Source organism: Caenimonas terrae, from assembly GCF_042655405.1.
Lineage (GTDB): Bacteria > Pseudomonadota > Gammaproteobacteria > Burkholderiales > Burkholderiaceae_C > Ramlibacter > Ramlibacter terrae_A.
Map to the genome: position 1 here is coordinate 39203 of NZ_JBHSMF010000015.1, position 24489 is coordinate 63691.

The window sequence follows — 24489 nt, forward strand, 5'->3', positions numbered from 1 at the left end:
GTGGGCTTGAGCGGCATCAGGCCGCCACGGTGCCGAACAGGGCGCCGACGCCGGCGGTGATCGCCATCGCCAGCGCGCCCCAGAACAGGACCCGCAGCGCGCCGGTCCACACCTTCGCGCCGCCCACCCTGGCCGCAGTGGCGCCCAGCAGCGCCAGGAACACCAGCGAGCTGCCGGCCACCACCGGGATCAGCGCGCCCGGCGCGGCCGCGGCCGCCAGCAAGGGCAGGGCGGCGCCGACCGCGAAGCTGGCGGCGGAGGTGAGCGCGGCCTGGATCGGCCGCGCGGCCAGCGTGTCGGAGATGCCCAGTTCGTCGCGGGCATGGGCGCCCAGCTTGTCGTGGACCATCAGCTGCCTGGCCACTTCCTTGGCCAGTGCGGGATCGAGGCCGCGGCCGACGTAGATCCCTTCCAGTTCGCGGTGCTCGGCGGCGTCGTCGGCCGCCAGTTCCTTGCGTTCCATCTCCAGCGCGGCCTGCTCGGAGTCCGCCTGCGAGCGGACCGAGACATACTCGCCGGCCGCCATCGACATGGCGCCGGCCACCAGCCCGGCGATGCCGGCCACCATCACCGCGCTGTGCGTTGCATGGGCCGCGGCGACCCCGAGCACCAGGCTGGCCGTCGAGACGATGCCGTCGTTGGCGCCCAGCACCGCGGCGCGCAGCCAGCCGATGCGGTCCGTGCGATGCAGTTCGATGTGGCGTGGAGCCATGCTCAGCTCCCGCAGGTTTCGCCGGCCGGCACCAGTGCCGCCGGCCTCGAGCGCAGGTATTCGCGGCTGACGGCCGCGTAGCACTCGCAGGCATGGGCCTGCATGGCGGCGCGGTCCAGCATTTCGATGTGGCCGCGGCCCCACAGGATCAGGCCCAGCGCTTCCAGCCGGCCGGCGGCCACGGTCACCGTCTCGCGCCGCACGCCCAGCATGTCCGCAGCAAGCTGGTGGGTCAGCACCAGCTCGTTGGAGCGCAGCCGGTCCAGGCAGGACAACACCAGCCGGCACAGGCGCTGCTCCAGCGAATGGTGCTGGTTGCAGACGGCCGACTGGGCGATCTGCGCCATCAGCGCGTGGGTGTGGCGCAGCAGCAGACGCCGCAACGCCCCGTTGCGTTCGAACTCCTGCCGTGCATGGTCGGCGCGCAGCCGCCAGGCCGAGCCGGAAGCGATCACGGTGAAGCGGCCGGGTGCGTCCTCGGCGCCGAGCAGCAGCCCGATGCCCACGGCGCCTTCCCGGCCGGTCAGCGCGTAGGTGGCCGAGTCGCCGTTCTCCAGCTCATGGGACTTGCCGACGATGCCCGAGGTGATGAAATACAGGTGGCCTTCGCGCATGCCGGCCTCATGCACGGTGAGCCCGCGCTCGAGCAGGCAGGGCTGCAGCGCCGGCAGCAGGCGCTCGTATTCGTTCCATGGCAGCGCTGCCAGCAACACGTTGTCCAGGGGCGGTTGATCGGGCATTTGGCGCGCTTGCATGGGCATCTCCAGTGTGGTCAGTATTGGAGGCGCCCTCTCATTTCGGTTTGACATCGGTCAAGCGGATTGTGCGGCAGCGCACAGACCTGTTTTCAGTTGTATCCAGGCCCGCTCAGCTCCACGGCTGCGCCAACAAAGTCCGTGCGCCGGCAGCTTGATCAGGCGCATGGATGTTCCTGGCCCACGACCTAATCTTCGAATCCGGGTCTGCACGGATTCCGGGCCATCGGTGTGGCCAGCGGCCACGCGTGCTTTTCATCATTCACGAGGTTAACGTCATGAACAAGGATCAGGTCAAGGGTCAGATCAAGCAGGTCGTCGGCAAGGCGCAGGAAAAAGCCGGACAGGTCACCGGGAGCACCGACCAGCAGGTCAAGGGCATTGTCAAGCAGGATGAAGGCAAGCTGCAGGAGACTCTGGGCGACGTCAAGGAGGTTCTCACGGACGCTGTGAACGACGTGAAGAAGGGCATCGCGCGCAAGTAAGCGGCGACTGCACCGGACGCCGGCGCTACCGCCGCAGCGCGTCGTCGGCGATCCAGGCCCGCAGCAGGGTGTAGGCGACGGCGAGCACCACCGGGCCGACGAAGACGCCCACCAGCCCGAACGCCAGCAGGCCTCCGACGACCCCGGCGAACACCAGCAGCAGTGGCAGGTCGGCGCCACGCTTTATCAGCAAGGGGCGCAGCACGTTGTCCAGCGTCACCACGGCCAGCGTCCACACGAGGAGGAACGTGCCCCAGCCGGTCTCGCCGCTCCAATAGAGCCAGATCACCGCGGGAATCAGCACCGGCGACGGGCCGACCTGGGCGATGCACAGGAAGGCCACGACGGCGGTCAGCAGCCCGGCGAAGCGGATGCCGGAGATGCCGAGTCCGATCCCGCTGAGGGCGGCCTGCACCGCCGCGGTCACTACGACGCCGAGGGCGATGCTGCGGATTGCCTGGGCGGCGAGCAGCACCGCGTTCTCGCCGCGCTCGCCGGCCAGCCGGCGGCCGAACCGCAGGACCTGCGCCCCTGCGGCTTCACCGCTGGCGTAGAACAACATCGTCAGGGCGAGCGTCAGCAGGAACTGCATCAGCAGGATGCCCAGATTGCCGGCCTCGGCCACCCCCCATTGCGCCAGTTGTCCGCCGTAAGGCAGGATCCGCGCGAGCAGGCCTTCGATGCCCGACGTTGCGACCTGCTCCCATGCCGCGACCACCTTGGGCCCGATGACGGGCAGATGCGAGATCCAGGCGGGCGGCGCCGGCATCGTGAAGGCCGCCATGGATTTCACCCACGCAACGATCTCCTGCGCGTTCAGCACGATGGTGCCGATCGCGAGCGCCAGCGGCACGGCGAACACCAGCATCAGCACGCCGGCCATCGCCACGATCGCAAGCCAGCGGCGCTTCCACAGCCGGCCCTGGAACCAGAGCAGCATCGGCCAGGTCGCGACGGCGATCATCGCTGCCCAGATCGCCGCGGCAATGAAGGGCCGCAGGATCGTCAGCGATGCCACGACCAGGCCGCCCAGGAAGATGACGCTCAGCAGCGTGCGGGTCAGGTCGCCCCGAGGTTCGGCCATAGTTTCGACAATTTGCTGGAATCGCGCGGCCCGTTCAGTGCGCTATCGCACAGACCTTGTGGCGGCTGGCCGCGGGCCGCTTGCGCTAGATCAACTGGCGTGCGCGAAGGCGCATTCCGGGCTCGCAACGCCTCGTCCCCTGGCATAGAGTGGGACCAGCTGGTGTCGATCGCCCGCCGGCTGCAGGAATGAGCGCTGCCGTGCTCGTTTTGTTCGCTACCTAACATACACGATGGCACAGTCTGCCTACGCTGTCGTGAGTCCGAAGGAAGGCCGGCGTTCCGGCCTACCCGATCCTGACACCGGAGGGGCCCATGTCGCGACAACGATTCGTACTGCCTGCCCTGTTGGCCATGGCGCAGGCGGCGCTGGCCCAGCAGCCGCCCGCCGGCGGCCAGCTGCTGCAGATTCCGCCGACGCCGGCCGCGCCCCGGGCGGCGCCGGAGATCCGCATCCAGCAGCAGGCCGCGCCCGCGGCCGAGGGCCAGGACTCGGCGAAGATCACCGTGCGCGCCCTGCGCATCACGGGTGCGCACGTGTATTCGGAATCCGAGTTGCTCGAACTCACCGGCTTTCGCCCGGGCAGCGAACTGTCGCTCTCCGAGCTTCGATCGATGGCCGACCGGATCACCGCGTATTACCGGGCCCACGGCTACTTCGTCGCGCTGGCCTGGCTGCCGGCGCAGGAGGTGACGGACAACGTGGTGACCATCTCGGTCAGCGAAGGCCAGTACCGCAACATCACGGTCAACAACTCGACGACCGTGTCCGACCGGTTGATCCGCAGTGACCTCGAGGGCATCAACAGCGGCGATCCGATCCTCACGGCGCCGCTGGAAAGCCGGCTGCTGGTGCTGTCGGACCTTCCGGGCGTCAACGTGCGCTCGACCCTTGTGCCGGGGGCCTCGATCGGCAGCTCGGACCTGATCGTCGACGTCACGCCGGGACAGCGCATCTCCGGCAGCGTCGATGCCGACAACGCGGGCAATCCCTACACCGGCGAAGTCCGGGTCGGCGCCACGCTGAACGTCAACAACCCGCTCGGGCTGGGCGACGTCGCCAGCCTGCGCCTGCTGACATCGGGCAAGGGCCTGCGTTATGGCCGCGCGTCCTATCAGCTGCAGGTCGGCAGGGGCCAGGTCGGCGTGGCCTACAGCCGGCTGGATTACCACCTCGACAAGCAATTCGAGAGCCTCGACGCCAACGGCACGGCCGAGATTGCCAGCGTGTTCGGCCGCTACCCGCTGATCCGCTCGCGCAACAGCAACCTGTACCTGCAGCTGGCCTACGACGCGAAGACGTTCCAGGACCGGATCGATTCGACCGGCGCCGTCACCGACAAGAAGGCCCAGGTCTGGATGACCAGCCTCTACGGCGAGCACCGCGACATGGTGGGCGGGGGCGGACTGAACTCCTATGCGCTGACCTGGTCGTCCGGCACCATCGACATCCGCACGCCCGAGGCGCTCGCGGCCGACGCCGCCACCGCGCGCAGCAACGGCCACTTCGACAAGCTGTCGTTCAATGCGATGCGGCTGCAGACCCTGGGCGGACGCTTCTGGCTCTACGGCGCGGTCAGCGGCCAGGCCGCCTTCAAGAACCTGGACGTGTCCGAAAAGATGGAGCTGGGCGGCATGAACGGGGTGCGCGCCTATCCGGAAGGCGAGGCCTATGCGGACGAGGGCTATCTGCTCACGCTGGAGGGGCGCATGCAGCTGGCGAGGTTCACCGGGCGCATGCCGGGCGATTTGCAGCTGATCGCCTTTGTCGATACCGGCGGGGTCCGGATCAATCACGACCCGTGGACCCCGGCCGACAACCGCAGAACCCTCAGCGGCGCCGGCGTCGGCCTGAACTGGAGCGATCCCGGCAACTTCATGGTCCGGGCCTATTACGCCGTCAAGGTCGGCAGCGAGAAGGCCACGTCCTCGCCGGACAAGTCCGGCCGGTTCTGGATCCAGGCCGTCAAGTACTTCTGACCGTCGTCATCACCCAATCAGCAGGCAGGGCACCAAATGAACTCCAGCCATCGCTTCACCCAGGGGCCTCGCCCCTCGTTCGCACTCACGACGCTCGCGCTCTCCCTGCTGCTGGCGTTCACCGGCAACGGCCATGCAGCGCCGGCCGGTGGCGTCGTCACCGCCGGCGCGGCCGGCATCAGCACCAGCGGTGCGAAGACCACCATCACGCAGACCTCGCAGAACGCCGCCATCAACTGGCAGAGTTTCGGCATCGCCGCCGGCGAGAGCGTGCAGTTCGCCCAGCCTTCCAGCAGTTCGGTGGCGCTCAACCGGGTGCTGGGCCCGGATCCGTCCGCCATCCTCGGCAGCCTGTCGGCCAACGGCAAGGTGTTCCTGATCAACCCGAACGGCGTGCTGTTCGGCAGCGGCTCCACTGTCAACGTCGGCAGCCTCGTGGCCTCCACGCTCGGCCTGTCCGATGCCGACTTCATGGCAGGTCGGTACAAGTTCTCCAACCCCGGCAGCGGCACGGTGGTCAACGAGGGCGCGATCCGGGCCGACGGCGGCTACGTTGCGCTGCTTGGAACGAATGTGGGCAACCAGGGCGTCATCTCCGCCAGGCTGGGCGCGGTGGCGCTTGCCGCCGGCAACGCCATCACGCTGGACGTGGCCGGCGACAACCTGCTGAACGTGACGGTGGACGCCGGCGCCGTGAACGCCCTGGTGCGCAACGGCGGGCTGATCCAGGCCGACGGCGGACGCGTGCTGATGACGACGCAGGCGGCCGGGGACCTGCTGTCCACGGCCGTCAACAACACCGGCGTCATCCGGGCGCAGTCGATTGCGAACCGCGACGGCAAGATCGTGCTGCTGGCCGACCTGCAAAGCGGCACGGTGAATGCCGGCGGCACGCTGGATGTCTCGGGCGCGGGTGCCGGTCACGCCGGCGGCAGCGTCACGCTGACCGGCCACCACGTCGGGCTGTTCGGCGGGCGCATCGATGCCTCCGGCGATGCCGGCGGCGGCACCGTGCTGGTCGGCGGAGACCTCCACGGCAAGAACCCGGACGTGCCGAATGCCTCCGCAACCTACATGAGCGCCGATTCCACCATCAGCGCCGACGCCGGCGGCACTGGCAAGGGCGGCAAGGTCGTGGTCTGGTCGAACGACTCGACCCGCGCCTACGGCAGCATCACGGCGCGCGGCGGCGCCCGGGGCGGCGATGGCGGCATGGTGGAGACCTCCGGCCACTGGCTCGACGTGGAGGGAATCAAGGTCAATGCCAGCGCGGCCGGCGGCAGCAGCGGCACATGGCTGCTCGACCCGGCGGATGTCACGATCTCGGCCGCGGCGACGACCAACGGCTCCATCGTCGCCGGCGTCTTCACGCCGGCCCCCGGCGTCAGCACGTCCAACGTGAATGTCGCCGAGATCGTTGGCGATGCGGCCAATGGCCTGACCGGCGGCACCAGCATCACGATCAACACGGCGAACAGCGGCACAGGCAGCGGCGATATCACCGTGGCGGCCCCGATCACCTGGACGCGGACCGCGCCCGGCCCGGCAACCACCCTGACCTTGAACGCCACGCGCGACGTGAACCTGAACTCGGCGATCACGACGTCCTTCGGAAACCTGGTGGCATGTTGCGGCCGCGACATCAACGTGCGCGCCGCCATCACCACCACCGACGGCAGCATCCTGCTGGGCGCCGGGAACGTCGTCACCCTGAACGTCGGCGCGGCCCTGTCGACGACGCGCGGCAACATCGCCATGTGCGCCGGCGCGGATGTCAACGTCAACGGCGCCATCACGCTGATCAACGGCAGCGTGATCCCGGACCAGAGCCTGGGCCTGCCGTTCGGCCTGCTGCTGAGCGCGGGCACCAACGGCAACGGACCGGGGGCTGCCGCCGGCACCGTGCGGTTTGCGCCGGGCACGCCGCCCGGCGCCATCACGAACGCAGCCGTCACCGTGAACTACAACCCGATCTCCTACACCAGCCCGACCGATTATTCGACGGCGGTCTTCTTCACCCGGGTCAACAGCCCGCTGACGCAACACATGCTGGTGTTCCCGACGGGCGGCGACAAGACCTTCGACGGCACGACGGCGACCACGCTGACGTCGCTGAAACAGGACCCCGCGGGCGTGACGCTGATCGCCGGCGCGGGCAGTGCGGCGAACTTCGACACCCCCGACGTAGGCGCGAACAAGACGATCACGTACACGGGCTACACGCTGGGCGGCCCCAATGCCGCGGCCTACGCGCTGCCGGTGACGTGCTGCGGCCCCATCGTCTCGAAGACCACGGGCAACATCGCCGCCGTCGTCCCGCCGCCGACGCCAGCTCCGACCCCACCCCCGACGCCTGCCCCGACGCCGGCCCCGACGCCGGCTCCGACCCCGGCACCAACGCCGGTGCCGGTCCCGCCGGTCGTGATCCCGCCGGTTCCGCCGGTCGTGGTGCCGCCGGTGGTCGTCGTGCCGCCGCAAGTGCAAGTGCCGCCGGTGGTCGTCGTGCCGCCGGAGCTGCCGCCGGAAGTCGTGCCTGTCCCGTTCGTCCTGCCTGGCTACGTGACCGTGGCGGTGGTTCCGGTCTTGTTGCCGCCGCCACCGGGTCTGCTGCTGGTGCAGCCTCCGGTCGCGCCGCCGATGGCGTTGGTGGTGAGCCAGCCGGCCGCGCCGGCGCCCGAGATCGAGGTGCAGCCGGTGCAGCCGGTGGCGCCGCCGGTCGCGGTCCCCGCCCCGGCGCCGGCCCCTCCTGCGCCGCGGGTGCTGCGGCCCAAGCCGTTCCGGAACTAGCGGCGGCATGCAGCAGCGAGAGCACCGACCCGCGACGCCTGCCGTGGGCAAGCTTCTGCGCGCAGCCATCGGCGGCCTGGCTGCGGGCCTGGTGATGCTGCTGGCGCGCGGCGCAGTGGCGCCCGTGCTGGCGGCGCAGGAAGAGCACGTGCCCCGGCGCGCGGACTTCGGGCATGAGCGCCCCGGGCCCGACGTGCGCCACATCGCCGACTGGGCACTGGACTCAGGCGACAACGCCGGCCTGCCCTTCGTCGTGGTCGACAAGGTCCACGCCCGGGTGTTCGTGTTCGCCGGCAACGGCCGGCTGCTGGGCGCCAGCCCCGTGCTGGTCGGCCTGACGCCGGGCGACGATGCCGTTCCGGGCATCGGTGCGCGCCAGCTCTCCACCATCCAGCCCGCGGAGCGCACCACGCCGGCCGGCCGCTTCGCCGCCGCGCTGAACAAGAGCCTGGCCGGCGAGGAGATCCTGTGGGTGGACTACGACTCGGGCGTGGCGCTGCACCGCGTGATCGCGACCGTGCCGAAAGAGCGCCGGCTGCAGCGCCTGCAAAGCGCCCTGCCGCAGGAGCACCGCATCACCTTCGGCTGCATCAATGTGCCGGTGAAGTTCTTCGACAAGGTGGTCAGCCCGGCATTCACCGGCACCAGCGGGATCGTCTACGTGCTGCCCGAAACGCGCCCGGTGCGCGACGTGTTCGGCTCGTACGATGTCGGCCCCGGCCCCGGCCCGGCCGCCGGCCGCCAGGGCGGCAGCGAGGCGGCGCCGTCGCGGTAACAGGTGCAGCAGGTTGCCGACCGGTCTATATTGCCGGTCCATGGCCGACACAGCTTCCTTCCCCGGACGGCCCGCACCCGCCGTCGCCGCCAGCGGGGCGGACCGGTGAAGAACTGGCTGTCCCTGCCCGCGGTGCAGATCGCCGTCTGCGTCACGCTGTTCCTGCTGGCCGGCTGGTATTGGGGGCCGATCGCGATGGTGTGGAGCTCGCCGCTGCTGGCCGCCGCGATCGCGCTGCCGCTGATCAACCTGGCCGCCGGGCTGCGGCACAGCGCCCGTGAACGCACCTGGTTGCCGGTGCATGGCCAGCACTATGTCTACAAGGGCGTGACGGTCCACGTGCTGGAAGACGAGGAGCACCGGCGCTGGGTGTGCCTGGCCGACGTGCGCAAGGTCGTTGGCGTCACCGCCGCCGAGCGCGCGCTGGCGCTGGCCTATCCCGGCCGCTGCGAGCGCTTCGACCGCAGCGGCACCTGCCTGCGCGACGACGCGCTGGTGGAACACCTGGCCAAGGAGAACGAGCCCGGCGCGCTGCGCTTTCGCACCTGGGTGGAACGCACCGTGATGCTGCCCGGACGCAAGGTCCGCGGCAACCTCGGCATCCGCGACTAGGCCGCGCCGACCAGTTCGCAGTAGCTCGCCCGCGTGGCCGGCCCGACGGCGTCGATCGCCTGCCGGTACGAGGTCTTGTGGCGCGCCAGCAGGCGCGCCGAGGCCACCGTCCTGGACTTGCAGTACCAGTGGCAGGTGTGCTGCATCAGGAACAGTTCCGCCATCAGCGTGAAGGCCTTGGCCTGCGCCGTCCCCTGGCCGGCCTCCGCCACCGCGCGGCTGATGCCGCGGGCGTGGATCGCCAGCGCCTTGCGCACGTCGAACGTCGCCGCCGGCATCCAGCGCGTCGCGAAGGGCAGGCCGATCGGCAGCGTCGACACCCGCGCGTCGGCCTCGTCCACCTTGGCGAAACCGGCGGCGAAGCGCTCGAACTGGCTGGCCAGCGCCTGCTCGGTGCCGCGCAGCAGGCTCCAGATCTGCTCGCGGCGGCCGGCATCGGCTTCGCCCAGCGCCCGCAGGTAGCCCTCGGTCAGCGTTTCCAGGTGGCGCTCGATCTGGTAGCTGCCCAGGTGCGAGCCCAGCAGGGCGATGCGCGCGCCCTGGTCGCGGCTCTTGGCCAGCCAGCCGGCAAAGCCAAGGATCATGCCCAGAAGAATCAATTCCATTGCTCGAGTGTAGTCAGCCCATTCGCCGCCCCGGTCCTACAGCGCCCGGAGCGCCCGCCGCCTAAGCTGAAGGCGTGGACAGCATGCGGTTTTTTCGCCTCCTGGGCGTGTCGATAGCGCTCGCGGCGACGGCTGCCGGCGCGCTGGCCCAGCTGCCGCCGGTCACAGTCGTCGGCAAGGGCGTGCGCAACCCGGTCGAGAAGTCCTATCGCAAGATGGTGCGCGGCATGGACCTGTTCGAACGGCGCCATGCGCTGGCGCCGCAGGCGACGCTGGCCTTCCGCCTGCTGCCGCGCAAGCGGGACACCGACATGGCCAGCGTGCGGGTGGACGTGGTCGGCCAGGAAGTGGACTTCAACGTGCCGGTGGCGGCCGACGGCACCTTCGTGCTGCCGCGCAACCAGCAGGCGCTGGCGGAGGACGCGGTGGTGACGCCCAACCGGCGGGCGCAGACCATGACCTGGCGCACCGAGATCCGCACGCCCGGCCTGCCGCCGGGCACGCGGCGGCTGGGCGACCTGCGACTGGAGTGCGAGGTGGGGATGGAAGCGGACCTGATTTCCAACAACCGCAGCCTGTTCGACCGCCTCGCCGGCCTGTTCGCCGATACGCCCGCCTACTGCAGCGGCCGCAACCAGCGCTACCTGTTCTTTTCGCAGCGGCCGCTGTTCGGCGTGACGCTGGTCAGCGGTGCGCGCCGGCAGATCGTGCCGGTGGACCGCCTCTATGCCGGCGCCACCATCGACCCGACCCTGCCGGCGGAGCTGCCCTTCTGCGATTGCGAGGTGCTGCTCGATCGCACCTACTTCCTGCCGCTGGGCGACCCCGGCTGGCCGGACGACACGCTGGTCCAGTTCGAGTGGATGGACGCGCCGGCGCCGGTCCAGCCGCCGGCGGAGACGCAGCCGCTGCAACGCGCGCTGGAGGCCGTGGCGATCGGCAGCGGCACGCGCGCCGACCTGGAGGCCGCGCTCGGGCCGCTGACGGCGGTGCGCTTCGACAGCGGCTACGAGGTGGCGGTCTATCGCGGCGCGCCGCTGCGCAAGGACGGCGACGCCCCCGAGCTGGTCGTGCTGTACGGCCCCGCGGGCCGCGCGCTGAAGGCGCGGGTGCGGCCGGCCGACGACAATGGGCCGCAGTGAAGCTGAACTTCCTCGAATTCGACTCCAGCGAAGACGCCCAGGGCCACGGCAGCTTCGACGCCATGGCCTCGGCGGCGCCGGCGCAGCTGGCCGCACTGCGCGAGGAAGTGCAGCGCGTGCTGGGCTGGGCCCATCGCCAGTTCCCGGGCCGGCGCGGCGCGCTCGACGAGGGCGGCGACTGGGACTACGAACTGCAGGGCGTGCAGGAAGTGGCCACCACGCTGGCTGCGGACTACGACCCCGACGCCGGCCACCTGCGGCTGGAACCCAGCGCCACCGGGGCGCCGCGCATCACGCTGAGCCTGACGCTGACCGGCACGCCGCAGTTCTGCGACGCATTGCGCGCGGAATTCGGGTTGTAGCGCTCAGAGCGTGTTGACCAGGTGGCCGCCGTCGACGGCAATCACCGAGCCGGTCATGTACGACGAAGCGTCGGAGGCCAGCAGCAGCAGCGGGCCGTCCAGCTCCGCCAGCTGGCCGACGCGCTGCTGCGGCACCCGCGCGACGATCGCCTGTCCCACCGGCGAGCGCAGCATCTCGCGGTTGATCTCGGTCTCGAAGTACCCCGGCGCCAGCGCATTGACGCGGATGCCGTGCTCGGCCCATTCCAGCGCCAGCGCCTTGGTCAGCTGCACCACCGCCGCCTTGGTCGCCGCGTACGACGCCACCGACGGCCGCACCCGCAGGCCCAGGATGGAGGCGATGTTGATGATGCTGCCCGGCGTGCCGGCCTTGATCAGCGCGCGCGCGGCCGCCTGCGCCACCTTGAACACGCCCGACAGGTTGACGTCCACCACCGAGGCCCAGTCTTCGTCCTTGACGTCGACGCTGGGCGCGCGGATCACCGTGCCGGCGTTGTTGACCACGATGGTGGGCACGCCGAAATGGCCGCTGGTGTGGGCGAAGGCGTCGGCCACGCTGGCCGAATCGGTGACGTCGGCCTGGTAGGCGCGCACGTGGGCCGGCCGCCCGAGCTTCGCGCCCAGCGCATGGGCCACGTTGCGTCCTAGCTCGATGCGGCGTCCGATCAGCGCCACGTTGGCGCCCTGGCCGAGCAGCACCTCGGCGAAGTGCAGGCCCAGGCCGCTGAAGCCGCCGGTGACGAGGGCGGTGCGCCCGTGCAGGTCGAATGAGGTCATGCGCGCAGTCTAGCGGCCGGCGCGCGCGAAGCAATCCCTGGCTGAGCTGGCGCGGCCGGCCCGCTTCGAAGGCTGCTGACGGCGGCGCGCGCTTTTGTCTGACAACCAGCCGACCACCCGCGCGGCAACGTATTTCTCTCATCCATCACCGCGGACGCCGTCCGCACCAACCAAGGAGACCCCATGTCTGACAAGAATCCCGCCAACAAGGACCCCATCACCGGCGCGCCCGGTAGCCATCCGGTCGGTACCGGCGTCGGTGCTGCCGGCGGTGCCGCGGCCGGCGCAGCCATCGGCTCCATGGCCGGCCCGGTCGGCACGGTGGTCGGTGGCGCCGTCGGCGCCGTCGCCGGCGGCCTGGCCGGCAAGGGCGCGGCCGAGGGCGTGAACCCGACGGCCGAAGACAGCTACTGGCGCGAGAACTACACCAAGACGCCCGGCTACCGGAAGGACTACACGTACGACGATTACGCGCCAGCCTATCGCACCGGCTACACCGGCTGGGAGCGCGCCCGCGCCTCGGGCCAGAGCTTCGACGCCTACGAGCCGACGCTGCGCAGCGAGTACGAGAAGGCCAAGGGCAAGTCGCGCCTGAACTGGGAAGAAGCCAAGAGCGCCACCCGCGATGCCTGGCACCGCGTGGAGCGCGCCATTCCCGGCGACTTCGACAAGGACGGCCGCTGAGCGAACCCGCGAGCCGGTTCCGCGCTGGCGTGCGTCGTCAGACGGAGCCGGCCGCCAGCAGCGCGTTGAGCCGGTCGAAGTCCACCGGCTTGGTCAGGTGGTGATCGAAGCCGGCGGCGCTGGAGCGGGCCCGGTCCTCGGCCTGGCCCCAGCCGGTCAGCGCAATCAGCGTGACATCGCGGCCCCAGTCGCTGGCGCGGATCCGGGCGGCCAGCTCGTTGCCGTTCAGGCCCGGCATGCCGATGTCCAGGATCGCGATGTCGGGCAGCATCTGCTGTGCCAGCGCCAGCGCCTTGTGGCCGTCGCTGGCGGCCTGCACCTCGTGGCCCTCCATTTCCAGCAGGGCCACCATCGTCTCCAGCGCGTCGGCGTTGTCGTCGGCGATCAGCACCTTGCGCCGCGCCGGCTCGCCTGATCGGCCCTGCGCCGGCAACGCGTGGGCTGGTGAAATGCCCGCATCGTCCGCCGGCGCGAGCGGCAGCGTCACCACGAATTCGGAACCCGTTCCCACGCCGGCGCTGCGCACTGCGATCGTTCCGCGGTGCAGGCCGACCAGCCCGCGGCTGAGCGCCAGGCCGATGCCCAGGCCGCCCTCGGCGCGGTCGATGGCCGACGAGATCTGCGAGAACATCTCGAAGATGTGGTCCTGCGCTTCCGGCGCCAGCCCGATGCCGTCGTCCTGCACCCGGATGGTCACTTCGCGGCCGTCGGTGCCGGCCCGCAGCGCGATGTTGCCGCCGTGGTCGGTGTACTTGGAGGCGTTGGACAGCAGGTTGCACAGCACCTGCGCCAGCCGCAGCGGGTCGGCCAGCAGCCGCACCGGCGCCGCCGGCAGCTCGATGGCCAGCCGGTGGTTCTTGCGCTCCAGCGACGGCATGCTGATCTCCAGCGCCGAGTCCACCACCTGCTGCAGGTCGACCGGCTCCAGCCGCAGGTCGAGCCGGCCGCGCGAGATGCGCGACACGTCCAGCAGGTCGTCCAGCAGCAGCGCCATGTGGCCGGCCTGCCGCTCGATCACGTCCAGCGCCCAGGCCTTGCGCTCGGAGTCGGCCGCGCCCGAGCGCGCCACCATCGCGGCCTGCCGGATCGGCGCCAGCGGGTTGCGCAGCTCGTGGGCCAGCGTCGCCAGGAACTCGTCCTTCTGGCGGTCGGCGTCGCGCAGCGCCTGCACCGCGCGCACCTGCTCGGACACGTCGCTGCCCTGGGCGAAGATCGCGACCACCTTGCCGTGGACATCGCGCACCGGCTGGTAGACGAAGTCGACGAAGGCCTCGGACTTGGGGGCTCCCGGTGTCCGTTGCACCAGGATGCGCATGGCCCGGCCGATGAATGGCTCGCCGGTGGCATAGACGTCTTCCAGCAGGCCGGCGAAGCCCTGCTCCTGGGCCTCGGGCAGCGCCTCGGCCAGCGGCCGGCCCTCCAGGTCCCGGTGGCCGATCAGCTGGTAATACGCCTGGTTGACCATCTCGAACACGAAGTCAGGCCCGCGCAGGATGGCGATGAAGCCGGGCGCGTTGTTGAACCAGGTCCGCAGCGTGTGGGCGGCGTCGGCCGCTTCCCGCGACAGGCGGGCCAGCGCCGCTTCCGCCCGCACGTGCAACGTTTCCTCCGTCACGGCGCAGAACAGGCCGTCGATGGCGCCGCCGTCGCCGTGGATCGGGCTGTACGACCAGGTGAACCAGCAATCCTCCATCACGCCGTTGCGCAGGATGGTGAGCGGAACGCGTTCGTTCCAGCTGGCGCGGCCGTCGCGGATGACGGCGCCGACCTGCGGCTCCAGCACCGGCCAGATCTCGCTCCAGCTGTCGGTGGCCGGGCGGCCGAAGGCGCCGGGATGCTTCAGGCCCAGCATCGGGATGTAGGCGTCGTTGTAGATGTTGACCAGCGACGGGCCCCACCAGAGGAACATCGGGAAGCGCGAATTCAGGCAGATGCCGGCCGCGACGCGCAGGCTTTGCGGCCACTGCGCCATCGGCCCGAGCGGCGTGTCCTCCCACGCGGTGCTGTTCAAGAGATGTCCGGCTTCGCTGCCGGCCAGGACCGGAATGGAGGAGGCGGAGGCCGGCCGGGGGTCTGACATCGAACGAGTCTACCTCTGGCGCTCGAGCCCGCACTGCAGAGCCAGGACGATGCTGACGCCGCCATCCTCGTTGCGCGCCTCGATCGTCCCGCCCATCTTGCTCATGTAGGTGCGCGCCACGAACAGGCCCTGGCCGCGCTGGCCGCCGGCGGCGCCGGATTCGCCGCCGCTGACGCCGTAGTCGAAGACCCGCGCCAGCAGCTCCTGCGCGATCGGCGGGCCCTGGTTGTGGATGCGCACGCTGGCCGTGGCGCCGTGGTCCGCCAGCGAAATGGTGATCGGCGTGCCGGGCGTGCGATGGCGGTCGGCATTGCGCAGGATGTGCGTCACCACGTCCTCCAGCGGGAATTCATCGGCCCGCACCAGCAGCGGCGCGCCGGCCGGCGCATAGCGCACGTCCGCCACGCCGGCGAAGTGCGCGTTGGCCGCGACGTGGCTGAGGAAGCGGTCGATGTCCAGCGCGCCCACCTGCAGCGCCGCCGCCTGCAGCGCCTCGCTCGGCGAGGCCTGGCTGTAAAGCACCTTCACCGCCTGCTGCATGCGCTGCACGTAGCGGTGGCTGCTGTCGCCGGCGTCCGGGTGCAGCACCATCAGCGACTGCAGCGGCGACATGATCTCGTGGCCGACCGCATGCCACATGTCGCGCTCCTGCCGGGTGCGGATGCTCTCGCGCTGCACGTCGTCCTTCACCCGCTGCAGCAGATCGGACAGGGCGCCGGCCAGGATGCCCAGCTCGTCGCGGCCGCGCAGGTCGGACACGTCCAGGCCGCCGATGCGCTGCTCCACGTTGGGCGCGTTGACGTTGTAGGAAACGGCGGCCGCGCGCCGCGTCAGCACCGTCACCCGCCGCAGCAGGCTCAGTTCGATCACCAGCCAGGCCAGGCCGATCGCGGCCAGCATCGCGCCGACCGACCACGACATGCGGGTGGCGATGATGCCCAGCGTACGCTCGCCGCTGCGGGCATTGCCCTGCAGCGTCACCTCGTAGTTGCCGGCCGGGGTGCCGATCACGTCGCGGCGGGTCAGCTGCGGCGCCGCGCCGGGATCGACCGGCAGCCGCGCGATCAGCCGCGACAGCCAGGGCGAGGACCGCTGCGCATTGTCGGTCTTGCCGCGCAGCGTGATCGCCTGCGCATCGGGCCGGCCGGCCTTGCGGATCGACAGCGTTTCCCCCGGCAGCAGGGCGTCGCCCAGGTCGCTCAGCGCCAGCGGCACGGTGGCGCCGGGCGCGTTGCTGTCGAACAGCGGCACCGGGTTGTCGGGCGCCAGCATCTGCAGGTGCACCAGCGTGCGCTCCAGGTCGGCCGGCGGCCAGGCCGGGCGCCGGTTGCCGAACAGCGCCAGCCGGTACGCCTCCACCGGCAGCCGGATCGAGAAGGTGGTGCGGCGCGCGCAGGTCTCGATCGCGCCGGCCGGGTCGGCGCAGCGGCTGCTTTGCCACAGCCAGCCGCGGAAATCGCGCACCGGCGTGGCCAGCAGGGGCAGCGCCTCGGCGTTCTCGCGCTCGTCGAGGAAGCCGGTGAGGCGCCCGCGCATCACCGGCGCGTCCGGGTCGCCCAGCCGCTCGAAGGGCGCGATCCAGCGGGTGGTCTCGCCGCCCTGCGTCAGGCTGATGCGGGCGCGGTGCACGTCGCTGATCGACAGCGCCCCGCGTTCGCGCGGCACCAGCGCGGCGGCCTGGAAGCTGCCCACCAGGTAGATGAAGCCGCCGGCATACGGGTTGTTGCCGATCGCCACGCAGATCGAGCTGCCGTCCGGGTACTGCACGCTGCAGCCGGCCGTCTCCACCGCCTGCTGCGCCTTGAATTGGTCGTCGAAGTCCAGCGCGCCATAGGGCAGCAGCAGCGGCCGCAGCGGCACCTGGGCCTGGCTGCGGCCGGGGTTGAGCAGCGCCAGCTGGCCGGCCGGATGGCGCAGCCGCGCCGACACCTCGGCCAGCGTCTTGCCCAGGCTGGCGTCGTAGCTGCGCAGGCTGCGCTCCTTCTCGTCCTTGAGCAGCACGCCGGCCAGCGCCAGCGTGGCCACCGCCAGCAGCAGGAACACCGCGCGCACGATGATGCGGCGCCGGAACGCCACCAGCCCCAGGCGCGGCATCTCGATGCGCGGCAGCGAGAGATCGGGGACTTTCATTGCCCGCGTTTCCATCCTTCGACAGGCTCAGGATGAACGGGTGTGCCGGCGCTCATTTCTTCCCCTTCGACAGCTCAGGATGATCGGGCGCGCTGGCGCTCATTTTTTTCCGTTCGGGCTGAGCTTGTCGAAGCCCACGCGGGGTGCCGCCTTCACCCAGCGGAACCCCCGCATCGGGATGTTCTCGATGCCGTCGAAGGCCGGGTCCACCTCGCGGAAGGCGTCGCGGATGGTGCTGACGTGCTTGCGCACGTTGTCGCGGTTGCGGCCGCTCTTGACCACGTCGAACAGCTCGTCGTAGCTCACCACCTCGCCGGCGCGCTGGTACAGCGTGGCCAGGATGCGCTGCGCCGTCAGCGGCAGGTTGATGCGGGCGCCGCGCCAGGTCGGCGTGCGCTGCCACAGCGGATCGAGCGCGAGTTCGCTGGCCGCGGCCACCGGCGCCTGCGCCTGCGAGGCCTTGGCCACCCGCAGGATGTCCAGGAAGGTCTCGATGAAGTCCGCCTCCTCGAAGGTGGTCTTCTGCAGGTAGTCCCAGGCGTCCAGCGCCTTCATGATGCTGCGGTAGATCGCCGCCGGCATGGCGGAGACGACCAGCACCGGCGTGCCCTGGCGCCGCTTGTTGATGGCGTTGATCAGCGCCACGCCGGCATTGCGCTCGTGTCCCAGCTCGATGTCCAGCACCACCACGTCGTAGCGTTCGCGGGCCAGCGCCGCCTCCGCCTCGTCGCGGGTGAACCACTGGTCGATGCGCACGTCCGGCCGGGCGGCCTTGATCCAGCCGGCCAGCTGGTTGCTGGTGGGCAGGTCGTCCTCGATCACGGCCACTGTCGTCATGGCGCGGATTATCGGCCGGGCTGCGCGCGGCGCCTGTGAAGCTTTCTTCCGGGGCCGGAAGACAGTCGCCCGGCGCCTGCCTTGTCCGCTCCGGGGCCGATTCGAAGAATGGGTGCATCCAACAAGGAGAACCCGAATGGCCAACCGAATCGACCGCTTCCACGCCGCCCGCAACGCCACCCGCAACCTGCTGGAATGGCTGGCGGTCGCGGCCCTGAGCATCCTGGCTGCGCTGGCGCTGGTCTGCAAGGGCCACGCCGGCGAGCCGGACGCGTCCCACCTGGGGCAGCTGCTGCGCCCGGCCGTCGACGCCGTGGACCTGGCCGGCCTGCCCGCCGGCGGCTGGTACCGCGTGACCAGCAAGGAGGGCGCGCTGCAGGTGCAGGCGGTCGAGGCGCCGGTCAGCCGGCCCGGCGAGGAAGAAGCCGAAGCCATCGACACCCGCTACATCCGCGTGCCCGGCGCCCGCATCGCCGAGGGCCGGCTGCCGGCCCTGGACTTCGGCGGCGGCCTGTTCGCGCCGCGGCCGGACCACGCCTACCAGCTGGAACTGAACGGCCGCCGCTTCACGCTGTCGGTGGGCCAGGGCCCGGTCTACACCGTGGGCCTGGGCGAGGACAGCTACGGCTTCCGGCTGCCGGCCGGCCCGGCATCGGACAGCGAGGTGCTGGCGGTGGCCGACCTGGACAGCGACGGCAAGCCCGACTTCATCGTGCGGGTGGACGGGCAGGAAGTGCTGCTGCTGTCCTCCCTCACCCAGCCGGGCCTGAACCCGCCGGCCGCCGTGCTCGCCCTGCGCGCCGACGGCTGCTGAACCCCACCCCGCCATTCAACCGAAAACCAAGAAGGAGATCGCCATGGACTTCCGCCGTACCCGCATCGCCCTGCGCACAATCCGCCGCTCGCTGGCCGCCGCCATCGACCGCGCCTTCGGCCGCCGGCAGGACGACGACGCCACCCGCCCGCCCTTCGGCGCCGAGCGCACGCTGGGCTCGTTCCGCCGCTACCGCAACGCCGCCATCGCGATCGCCCTGGTCGGCGGCGCCGGCACGCTGCTGTGGAAGCATCCGCCGATGCAGGCGGTGGGCCGCGGCGACGTCGGCGTGCGCACCAACCAGCTCACCGGCAGCGCGGTGCAGTGGCAGGACGGCAGCATCTTCGTCTTCCCCGGCCTGCACCAGGTGCGGGTGCTGGCGCTGCGCGACCAGGTGTACCGGCCCGGCAAGGGCGGCATCGCAGCGCTGCAGTCGGTGGAGGGCCTGTCGCTGGGCGTGGACATCGCGGTGCGCTATGCGCTGGACCCGTCGCGCGTGCTCGCCGCGGCCAGGGACATGCCGGACGACGTCGCCGGCGGCGTGGTGGAGCCGGCGGTGCAGGGCGTGATCTACAAGGTGTTCGCCCGCTACACGGTGCGCGAGATCTTCTCCAGCAAGCGGGCCGAGATCCAGCAGGCGATCGAGGGCGAGCTCAAGCCCCGGCTGGCCGCCGACGGCCTGCTGCTCAAGGCAGTGCAGATCGGCCAGGTGGAACTGCCACCCGACTACAAGCGCGGCATGGAAGGCCTCTTGGCGGAGGAACTGGCCAGCGAGAAGATGCGCTACACGCTGGAGCTGAAGGACAAGCGCGTCAGCGAGACCGAACTGGACGCCAAGGCCGACAAGGCGCGGCGCGAGATCGCGGCCGAGGCGGCGGCGCGCGAGCAGGTGATCGCCGCCCGCGGGCAGGAGGAGGCGATGAAGCACGTGCTGCCCTTCAAGCAGCGCCAGATCGAGCAGCGCCAGCTGGAGGCGGAGGCCGACAAGCAGAGCCGCATCCGCGTCTCCGAAGGCGCGGCGCAGGCCCGCCGCATCGAGGCGGCCGGCGAGGCGGACGCCCGCCAGAAGCTGGCCGAGGCCGAGGCCTGGCGGCTGGAGCGCGTGGGCAAGGCCAACGCGGAGCAGATGGGGCGCGAGGGCGCGCTGGTGGCCCGCTATCCGCTGTTGATCCAGAAGACGCTGGCCGACAAGCTCTCGGACAAGATCCAGGTGATCATCGCGCCGCCGCCGGCCGACGGCGGCTTCATCGGCACCGCGCTGCTGGGCGGCAACAAGCACGCAGGCGCTGCGGCCACGCAGACGCAGGCCGCGAAAGAGGAGGACTGAGCCATGGCCGCAACGACACTGGCCGCGGTGGCTGTCGCCGCCACCATGCAGACCGCCATCGTCACCAGCGACCAGGCCGCGCTGCGCGCCGCGCCGCGCGACTCGGCGCAGCAGCAGGCCCAGCTCTGGCAGGGCGAGGTGCTCGAAGTGCGCGGCGAGCGGCTGGACTACCTGCAGGTGTACGACCACCGGCGCGAGCGCGCCGGCTTCGTGCGCGCCAGCCAGGTACGGCGCAGCGCACTGGCGCCGGCCGACGCGCCCGAGCTGCTGGCGGTGCTGCGCTTCGTGCAGGAGCGCCCCGGCAGCGAGGCGCTGGGCATCGGCATCGCCGCCGCCTGGCTGCAGGCGGCGCCGGCCGAGGCGCTCAATGGAAGCGACGGCATCGCCGCCTTAGACGCGCTGGGCACCATGGCCGACCGGCTGGCGCGCCGCGCGTCCTCCGGTGCAGCATTGACGAAGCCGCAGGAGGCGGCGCTCTCGGCGCACCTGGACGTGGCGCGCCATTACGGCGTCAACTTCGCCAGCTACGAACGCGACGGCCGGATGACGATCTGCTACGACGGCGAGGCCTTTCGCCGCGTGCTGGCGATGAAGTCCGTGCCGGAGCAGCGCGCCCGCGCCGCGCTGGCGCTGACGCGGACCGAATGCGTGGACCCCAACCTGCAGCCGCTGCAGCGCGCCCAGGTGGACCAGTGGCGTGCCGACGTGCTGGAGCGGGTGGACGCCGCCCGACTGCCCGGCTGGCTGCGCAACCGGGTGCTGATGCGGCGGGCGAGCGTGGCGGCCACGGTCGCCTACCAGCGCACGCGCCAGGGCCTGCCGGCTGCCGATGTCGCGCAGAAGGCGCTGGCCGAACTGGCCAGCGTGAGCAAGAGCGAGCTCACGGACGTGGACCAGCCCGCTTACAACGATGCGGCGATGCGCGTGAACGCGTCACGCTGGGCCGCGCTGCCGGCAGTCGCCGTCGCTGCCGCCGAGGCGGGTTCCAGGAATCCGTTCATCGTGACCGTGCCCGGCCAGCCCGGCGAAACGTGCGTGCTGCTGGTGGACGCGAAGCACGACGAGAAGAGCCCGCTGGCGCGGCGCTGCACCTATGCGATCGTGTGGGCCGGCTCCGCCTCGCTCAATCGCGAAGGCAATGCGCTGGCGCTGGCCGTGCAGCCGCTGGAGGCGTGGCGCGAGCTGTGGCTGTTCCGCAAGGATGCGCGCGGCGCGTGGGACATCAGCGTGCTGCCGCCGGCGACGACCAACCCCGATCTTGGCTACGCCGAGTTCGCCGGCTGGGTGCCTGGCGGCAAGCAGGTGCTGGTGGCGCGGGAGGCGAGGGGGGAAGGGAAGTACAAGAGAAGCTTCGAGGTGCTGAAGCTGGCGTCGCTGACGGCGGAACGGCAGGCGGCCGAGCCGGCAATGCTGGGAGCGTTCAACAGGTGGCAGGACGCGGGGTGGAAGGGTGGGTCGGTGAGTTTGCGGTGAATGTGGAAAGGCACCTCTGGAGACAATCAGTCGACCAACTTCTTTTCCTTGCCCCACTTGAGCCAGTCCACGTCCTCCTCCAACTCGGCCACAAGAGTTCCGCGGAAATCGGCGCTATCTGGAAACAAGATCAAGTTGTCGCACGCCCAACGCGCGGACGGAACGATTAGCCCGTCACAACCTAGGAACTCAACTGCCGCGCCAATTTGCTGTGTGCGAGGAAGATTGACGGCTTCGTAATCGCCAGCCGCTACGCCTAATTCCTCTAAGTTGGCACGGACGAGCTTAAGCGTACGATCCGCGACCACATTTAGCGTGTGAATGGTCGCTGGTTTTGAGGGGCGCGGAGTCCACTGTGACCAATGAAAGCAGATCTCGGCCAACGCCCCCTCTCGCTCAAAGCTGGTGTACAAAACCCCCGCTCCGCCGGGTGGCATCCACCTTCCGCCGCTTCGAGACGTTAAGAGAGGGTCGAGGCGCTTTCTGGTTGCCCGATAGACGCGCCCAGCGAACGCTTCGCGTGGTAGGTCGGCCAGCTTATCAAGCAGTTCAGAATCGTGAATCATGCTTGATCGACTTCAGATATGAACACCGTCCCTCAGCTGATGGACCGCAGCCAGCACTTCATCTACGCGCCCTTTCTGAATGAGTTCTGCAGGTGTTTCGCCGTTCAAGAGTCGCTGTCGCGAAAAAATCCAGAGTCGTGCTTCCTGAGGTTCATAAAAATCAGAGAGCTGATCAACTATGAATTCAAGTTCTAACAGCTGTCTCTCAGTTGTGGGGTGAGGAAAGGCCTTGCCCTGATTCCATCGCGAAACCGTCTCGGGACGTACCTCTAGGACGTTGGCAATATCAGATGAGCGCATAGCGCCCTTAGCCTGGATAGCATCCAAACGTCGAGCAATCGCATTGCTATTCATTTGTTACCTCCCTAAGCTTGCCGACCAACTTCTCGAGCAGCCCGAGTTTTTGGATGTTGCGCGAACGATGTTTGCCGACGAGTTTGAGAATATGTGCCAAGTACTATCCGAAGGTCATTAAGTCGTTTGCTGTGTCCGTCGATCTTCTTCTGCAGAGTCTCTGGCAGGGGCAGCTGTTTAGCGAGGATTGCCCGGTCACTAGCTGGACGCAGGTGCTCTTCCAGGAACTGTTGGGGTCGCAGCGACTCAGGGATCTGACTGAGACCGGCAATCTCCCGCGTCCGTTGGTAAAGGAAGTGCCGTGCGGGCGCTTGAAGCATGTCTGTAATGCCTCTGGCACAACAGGCAGTGTTTCTGCACCCAAATGCCGTCCGCGCCTTTCCGCCGGTCTCGAACAGTCTTTCGGCATCCCCACGCGGAAGCATGAGATCTAGAGGCGGAATGTAAACACGCAGCTTAGGCGCAAAGGCGGGGCCTCCAGGCACCGGAACCTTATGCCAATGCCCGCAATTGAAACGCTCTCCAAGCGTGATGCCGTGTGACAAGCCTCCCACGACGCCGAACGCTAGTAGTGACAAGCCCACCAAGCCACCCATGTGATCAGCAACTATAGGAAGACCCAAATCGTGAAAGTCCACCGCGGCATCGCTATAGCGGGTAACCGCTGTGGGCGAACTGTCTGCGCCACATCCGTCGACGTGAAGCCACACGCTGTCGATGTTTGCAGCACGAAGTCGGTCGAGGATGGCTTTACGCTTGCTAGCTGTCCGGAAAGTCACATAACTGACCGCCAACGAATAGTTAATCTGAATGTTCTTGCCTCCACGACGGTGGAGAGCGAGACGCAACGCTTTTGTCGTTGCTATGTCGATATCCAGCCAACGATCATCAGGCCCAGTGAGCAGATGAGTCGGCGCTAGGACTTGGGTGAATCCATTCGCGACCGCAAATTGCGCGATTTCGTCTGCAATCTTGTGTCGGAGGTTTGGGGAGAAGTCGTCGTAGGTATGAACCCGCTTTGCTGACCAAGGCAAGTCCCCCATCGCCTCAATGTAGCCCCCTGGCAGCGCCATTGGCTGGGTCTGTGGGTCAAGCACAGCGTCTATACGACGTTCAAGAACTAGCGAAAGGAGCTCCTTTTGCTTTGCGACCCGCCGCGCGTCAAACACAACGCCGCTAAATGCCGCGTCGCCGGAGGAAATAAAGCTCTGCAGGTCCTTTTGACCTGTGTGCCCAATCCGGAGATAAAGACCCAAAGGGTCGGGTGCGGCGCGGACAAGACGGATATTGGGCAATGCCATGTTGCTCTCCAAGGAGGATAGCGGTTATTATAGGCATCGACATTGACATTTTCAATGTCTTTTTGCCTGGCACGTGAACGATGCATGCGCGGCACGGTGGAGAAGCGTTCGGCGGCCCGTATACAACTTGTCCGCTGTACAGGCGCGGGCGGGTTGCCGGGGGCGTGCGCTTGGCGGGGTGCCCCGTGGGGCGCTCGAGCCGCGCGCCTACGGCATCGGGCAACACTTCTCTCACTCCACCCTGACAAACCTCGCCCTCACATGCTCCCTGTCTAGCATCTCGAAGTGCCACCACTCGTTGTCGATTCCCTGAAATCCGCTCTCGCATAGAGCGTTGCGCAACAGCTCGCGGTTGCGGTGTTGCGCGGGCGTCAGTTCGCCGGTGGCCAGATGCTCCGCTTCCAGCCGCGGATGCGACCGCTCCGTCATTTCGTCGAAGCCGCTGCCCATGTCCAGCTCGCGGCCCTGGGGGTCGATCAGCGTCGCGTCCAGCGCCATGCCGAACGAGTGGATGGAGCCGCGGGCCGGGTCGGCCACGTACTGGCGCAGGTCCGTGCCTGCCAGGTGGTCCCACAGCTGGATCTGCACGCGGTGCGGCCGCAGCGCATCCAGCACCAGCAGCCGATGGCCCGGCGCCTCGCGCGCGAGCAGCGCCACGGCGCGCTCCAGCCCCGCGGCGGCCAGGTGGTGCAGCCACGCGCAATCCAGCGCGCCGTACAGGTCGCGCCCGACGAAGTTGTCCACGCCCGCATAGCGCAAGTCGACCGCCAGGTGAGGGACGGTCGACAGGTGGCGGAAATCGGGGTTCGAGGCGATGTCTTCGCAGCGCATCAGGATGGATCAGGGGC

23 protein-coding genes are annotated in these 24489 nt (G+C 69.4%); 11 read left to right on the plus strand and 12 right to left on the minus strand.

Going from position 1 to position 24489, the window contains the following annotated elements; translation table 11 throughout:
• Positions 1–16: 16 nt before the first annotated feature.
• Complete coding sequence (locus tag ACFPOE_RS22160; protein ID WP_376852515.1) at positions 17–712, minus strand: VIT1/CCC1 transporter family protein; 696 nt, start codon at positions 710–712, stop codon at positions 17–19.
• A gap of 2 nt (positions 713–714) precedes the next feature.
• The gene (locus ACFPOE_RS22165; protein WP_376852516.1) at positions 715–1467 is read right to left on the minus strand and encodes a Crp/Fnr family transcriptional regulator; all 753 of its coding nucleotides are present in this window, start codon (positions 1465–1467) and stop codon (positions 715–717) included.
• Between the two features lie 278 nt (positions 1468–1745).
• On the opposite strand from ACFPOE_RS22165, the gene ACFPOE_RS22170 reads away from it, so the two are divergent.
• Positions 1746–1952 (plus strand): CsbD family protein, encoded by a 207-nt coding sequence (locus ACFPOE_RS22170; RefSeq protein ID WP_376852517.1) that lies wholly within the window; start codon positions 1746–1748, stop codon positions 1950–1952.
• A 25-nt stretch (positions 1953–1977) separates the two neighbouring features.
• On the opposite strand, the gene ydiK is transcribed toward ACFPOE_RS22170, so the two are convergent.
• Positions 1978–3036 carry an AI-2E family transporter YdiK gene (gene ydiK, locus ACFPOE_RS22175; RefSeq protein ID WP_376852518.1) on the minus strand — a complete coding sequence of 353 codons (1059 nt, stop codon included), beginning with the start codon at positions 3034–3036 and terminating at the stop codon, positions 1978–1980.
• Between the two features lie 314 nt (positions 3037–3350).
• Here ydiK and ACFPOE_RS22180 point away from each other — a divergent pair, with 314 nt between their 5' ends.
• From ACFPOE_RS22180 to ACFPOE_RS22195, 4 genes are all read left to right on the plus strand, one after another.
• Positions 3351–5015, plus strand: coding sequence for a ShlB/FhaC/HecB family hemolysin secretion/activation protein (locus ACFPOE_RS22180; RefSeq protein WP_376852519.1), 1665 nt, complete (start codon positions 3351–3353; stop codon positions 5013–5015).
• A 36-nt stretch (positions 5016–5051) separates the two neighbouring features.
• Positions 5052–7802, plus strand: a complete 2751-nt coding sequence (locus ACFPOE_RS22185; RefSeq protein ID WP_376852520.1) for a two-partner secretion domain-containing protein — start codon at positions 5052–5054, stop codon at positions 7800–7802.
• Positions 7803–7845: 43 nt separating this feature from the next.
• Positions 7846–8577 carry a hypothetical protein gene (locus tag ACFPOE_RS22190; RefSeq protein WP_376852521.1) on the plus strand — a complete coding sequence of 244 codons (732 nt, stop codon included), beginning with the start codon at positions 7846–7848 and terminating at the stop codon, positions 8575–8577.
• 105 nt (positions 8578–8682) lie between these two features.
• On the plus strand, positions 8683–9189 hold the full coding sequence (locus ACFPOE_RS22195; RefSeq protein ID WP_376852522.1) for a hypothetical protein: 507 nt from the start codon (positions 8683–8685) through the stop codon (positions 9187–9189).
• On the opposite strand, the gene ACFPOE_RS22200 is transcribed toward ACFPOE_RS22195, so the two are convergent.
• Positions 9186–9794: a hypothetical protein gene (locus ACFPOE_RS22200; protein ID WP_376852523.1), complete on the minus strand. Its 609-nt coding sequence runs from the start codon at positions 9792–9794 to the stop codon at positions 9186–9188. The genes ACFPOE_RS22195 and ACFPOE_RS22200 overlap by 4 nt on opposite strands.
• An 83-nt stretch (positions 9795–9877) precedes the next feature.
• On the opposite strand from ACFPOE_RS22200, the gene ACFPOE_RS22205 reads away from it, so the two are divergent.
• Together ACFPOE_RS22205 and ACFPOE_RS22210 are read left to right on the plus strand one after the other, a co-directional pair.
• Positions 9878–10936 (plus strand): hypothetical protein, encoded by a 1059-nt coding sequence (locus tag ACFPOE_RS22205; RefSeq protein WP_376852524.1) that lies wholly within the window; start codon positions 9878–9880, stop codon positions 10934–10936.
• Entirely contained in the window at positions 10933–11298 is a 366-nt protein-coding gene (locus tag ACFPOE_RS22210) for a hypothetical protein (RefSeq protein WP_376852525.1), read from the plus strand. The genes ACFPOE_RS22205 and ACFPOE_RS22210 overlap by 4 nt, the downstream gene beginning before the upstream one ends.
• A gap of 3 nt (positions 11299–11301) precedes the next feature.
• Here the strand turns inward: ACFPOE_RS22210 and ACFPOE_RS22215 are convergent, their stop codons facing one another.
• Positions 11302–12075: an SDR family NAD(P)-dependent oxidoreductase gene (locus ACFPOE_RS22215; RefSeq protein ID WP_376852526.1), complete on the minus strand. Its 774-nt coding sequence runs from the start codon at positions 12073–12075 to the stop codon at positions 11302–11304.
• Positions 12076–12258: 183 nt separating this feature from the next.
• Here ACFPOE_RS22215 and ACFPOE_RS22220 point away from each other — a divergent pair, with 183 nt between their 5' ends.
• Positions 12259–12759 carry a hypothetical protein gene (locus ACFPOE_RS22220; RefSeq protein ID WP_376852527.1) on the plus strand — a complete coding sequence of 167 codons (501 nt, stop codon included), beginning with the start codon at positions 12259–12261 and terminating at the stop codon, positions 12757–12759.
• A 37-nt stretch (positions 12760–12796) separates the two neighbouring features.
• Here ACFPOE_RS22220 and ACFPOE_RS22225 read toward each other — a convergent pair whose 3' ends face one another.
• The 3 genes from ACFPOE_RS22225 to ACFPOE_RS22235 form a co-directional block, all read right to left on the minus strand.
• Entirely contained in the window at positions 12797–14839 is a 2043-nt protein-coding gene (locus ACFPOE_RS22225; protein ID WP_376852528.1) for a hybrid sensor histidine kinase/response regulator, read from the minus strand.
• A 9-nt stretch (positions 14840–14848) separates the two neighbouring features.
• Complete coding sequence (locus tag ACFPOE_RS22230) at positions 14849–16969, minus strand: sensor histidine kinase (protein ID WP_376852529.1); 2121 nt, start codon at positions 16967–16969, stop codon at positions 14849–14851.
• Positions 16970–17068: 99 nt separating this feature from the next.
• On the minus strand, positions 17069–17806 hold the full coding sequence (locus ACFPOE_RS22235; RefSeq protein WP_376852530.1) for a response regulator transcription factor: 738 nt from the start codon (positions 17804–17806) through the stop codon (positions 17069–17071).
• Between the two features lie 136 nt (positions 17807–17942).
• Here ACFPOE_RS22235 and ACFPOE_RS22240 point away from each other — a divergent pair, with 136 nt between their 5' ends.
• The 3 genes from ACFPOE_RS22240 to ACFPOE_RS22250 are packed head-to-tail and all read left to right on the plus strand — an operon-like array spanning position 17943 to position 21420.
• Positions 17943–18620 carry a hypothetical protein gene (locus tag ACFPOE_RS22240; RefSeq protein ID WP_376852531.1) on the plus strand — a complete coding sequence of 226 codons (678 nt, stop codon included), beginning with the start codon at positions 17943–17945 and terminating at the stop codon, positions 18618–18620.
• 43 nt (positions 18621–18663) lie between these two features.
• Positions 18664–19947 carry an SPFH domain-containing protein gene (locus tag ACFPOE_RS22245; RefSeq protein WP_376852532.1) on the plus strand — a complete coding sequence of 428 codons (1284 nt, stop codon included), beginning with the start codon at positions 18664–18666 and terminating at the stop codon, positions 19945–19947.
• Between the two features lie 3 nt (positions 19948–19950).
• Positions 19951–21420 (plus strand): SH3 domain-containing protein, encoded by a 1470-nt coding sequence (locus tag ACFPOE_RS22250; RefSeq protein ID WP_376852533.1) that lies wholly within the window; start codon positions 19951–19953, stop codon positions 21418–21420.
• 26 nt (positions 21421–21446) lie between these two features.
• On the opposite strand, the gene ACFPOE_RS22255 is transcribed toward ACFPOE_RS22250, so the two are convergent.
• The 4 genes from ACFPOE_RS22255 to ACFPOE_RS22270 form a co-directional block, all read right to left on the minus strand.
• Positions 21447–21986 (minus strand): RES family NAD+ phosphorylase, encoded by a 540-nt coding sequence (locus tag ACFPOE_RS22255; protein WP_376852534.1) that lies wholly within the window; start codon positions 21984–21986, stop codon positions 21447–21449.
• Between the two features lie 12 nt (positions 21987–21998).
• Positions 21999–22340 carry a hypothetical protein gene (locus ACFPOE_RS22260; RefSeq protein WP_376852535.1) on the minus strand — a complete coding sequence of 114 codons (342 nt, stop codon included), beginning with the start codon at positions 22338–22340 and terminating at the stop codon, positions 21999–22001.
• A gap of 11 nt (positions 22341–22351) precedes the next feature.
• On the minus strand, positions 22352–23641 hold the full coding sequence (locus ACFPOE_RS22265; protein WP_376852536.1) for a hypothetical protein: 1290 nt from the start codon (positions 23639–23641) through the stop codon (positions 22352–22354).
• Positions 23642–23872: 231 nt separating this feature from the next.
• A complete protein-coding gene (locus tag ACFPOE_RS22270; protein ID WP_376852537.1) occupies positions 23873–24472 on the minus strand; it encodes a M15 family metallopeptidase in 600 nt (199 codons plus the stop codon).
• Positions 24473–24489 lie beyond the last annotated feature (17 nt).

What these genes read in the sequence shown, in the direction of transcription:
- ACFPOE_RS22235 (WP_376852530.1), bottom strand. Translation starts at nt 17,806, where the DNA reads ATGACGACAGTGGCCGTGATCGAGGACGACCTGCCCACCAGCAACCAG.
- ACFPOE_RS22200 (WP_376852523.1), bottom strand. Translation starts at nt 9,794, where the DNA reads ATGGAATTGATTCTTCTGGGCATGATCCTTGGCTTTGCCGGCTGGCTG.
- ACFPOE_RS22265 (WP_376852536.1), bottom strand. Translation starts at nt 23,641, where the DNA reads ATGGCATTGCCCAATATCCGTCTTGTCCGCGCCGCACCCGACCCTTTG.
- ACFPOE_RS22160 (WP_376852515.1), bottom strand. Translation starts at nt 712, where the DNA reads ATGGCTCCACGCCACATCGAACTGCATCGCACGGACCGCATCGGCTGG.
- ACFPOE_RS22225 (WP_376852528.1), bottom strand. Translation starts at nt 14,839, where the DNA reads ATGTCAGACCCCCGGCCGGCCTCCGCCTCCTCCATTCCGGTCCTGGCC.
- ACFPOE_RS22270 (WP_376852537.1), bottom strand. Translation starts at nt 24,472, where the DNA reads ATGCGCTGCGAAGACATCGCCTCGAACCCCGATTTCCGCCACCTGTCG.
- ACFPOE_RS22205 (WP_376852524.1), top strand. Translation starts at nt 9,878, where the DNA reads ATGCGGTTTTTTCGCCTCCTGGGCGTGTCGATAGCGCTCGCGGCGACG.
- ACFPOE_RS22230 (WP_376852529.1), bottom strand. Translation starts at nt 16,969, where the DNA reads ATGAAAGTCCCCGATCTCTCGCTGCCGCGCATCGAGATGCCGCGCCTG.
- ACFPOE_RS22185 (WP_376852520.1), top strand. Translation starts at nt 5,052, where the DNA reads ATGAACTCCAGCCATCGCTTCACCCAGGGGCCTCGCCCCTCGTTCGCA.
- ACFPOE_RS22245 (WP_376852532.1), top strand. Translation starts at nt 18,664, where the DNA reads ATGGACTTCCGCCGTACCCGCATCGCCCTGCGCACAATCCGCCGCTCG.
- ACFPOE_RS22220 (WP_376852527.1), top strand. Translation starts at nt 12,259, where the DNA reads ATGTCTGACAAGAATCCCGCCAACAAGGACCCCATCACCGGCGCGCCC.
- ACFPOE_RS22170 (WP_376852517.1), top strand. Translation starts at nt 1,746, where the DNA reads ATGAACAAGGATCAGGTCAAGGGTCAGATCAAGCAGGTCGTCGGCAAG.
- ACFPOE_RS22165 (WP_376852516.1), bottom strand. Translation starts at nt 1,467, where the DNA reads ATGCAAGCGCGCCAAATGCCCGATCAACCGCCCCTGGACAACGTGTTG.
- ACFPOE_RS22250 (WP_376852533.1), top strand. Translation starts at nt 19,951, where the DNA reads ATGGCCGCAACGACACTGGCCGCGGTGGCTGTCGCCGCCACCATGCAG.
- ACFPOE_RS22180 (WP_376852519.1), top strand. Translation starts at nt 3,351, where the DNA reads ATGTCGCGACAACGATTCGTACTGCCTGCCCTGTTGGCCATGGCGCAG.
- ydiK (WP_376852518.1), bottom strand. Translation starts at nt 3,036, where the DNA reads ATGGCCGAACCTCGGGGCGACCTGACCCGCACGCTGCTGAGCGTCATC.
- ACFPOE_RS22260 (WP_376852535.1), bottom strand. Translation starts at nt 22,340, where the DNA reads ATGAATAGCAATGCGATTGCTCGACGTTTGGATGCTATCCAGGCTAAG.
- ACFPOE_RS22255 (WP_376852534.1), bottom strand. Translation starts at nt 21,986, where the DNA reads ATGATTCACGATTCTGAACTGCTTGATAAGCTGGCCGACCTACCACGC.
- ACFPOE_RS22215 (WP_376852526.1), bottom strand. Translation starts at nt 12,075, where the DNA reads ATGACCTCATTCGACCTGCACGGGCGCACCGCCCTCGTCACCGGCGGC.
- ACFPOE_RS22240 (WP_376852531.1), top strand. Translation starts at nt 17,943, where the DNA reads ATGGCCAACCGAATCGACCGCTTCCACGCCGCCCGCAACGCCACCCGC.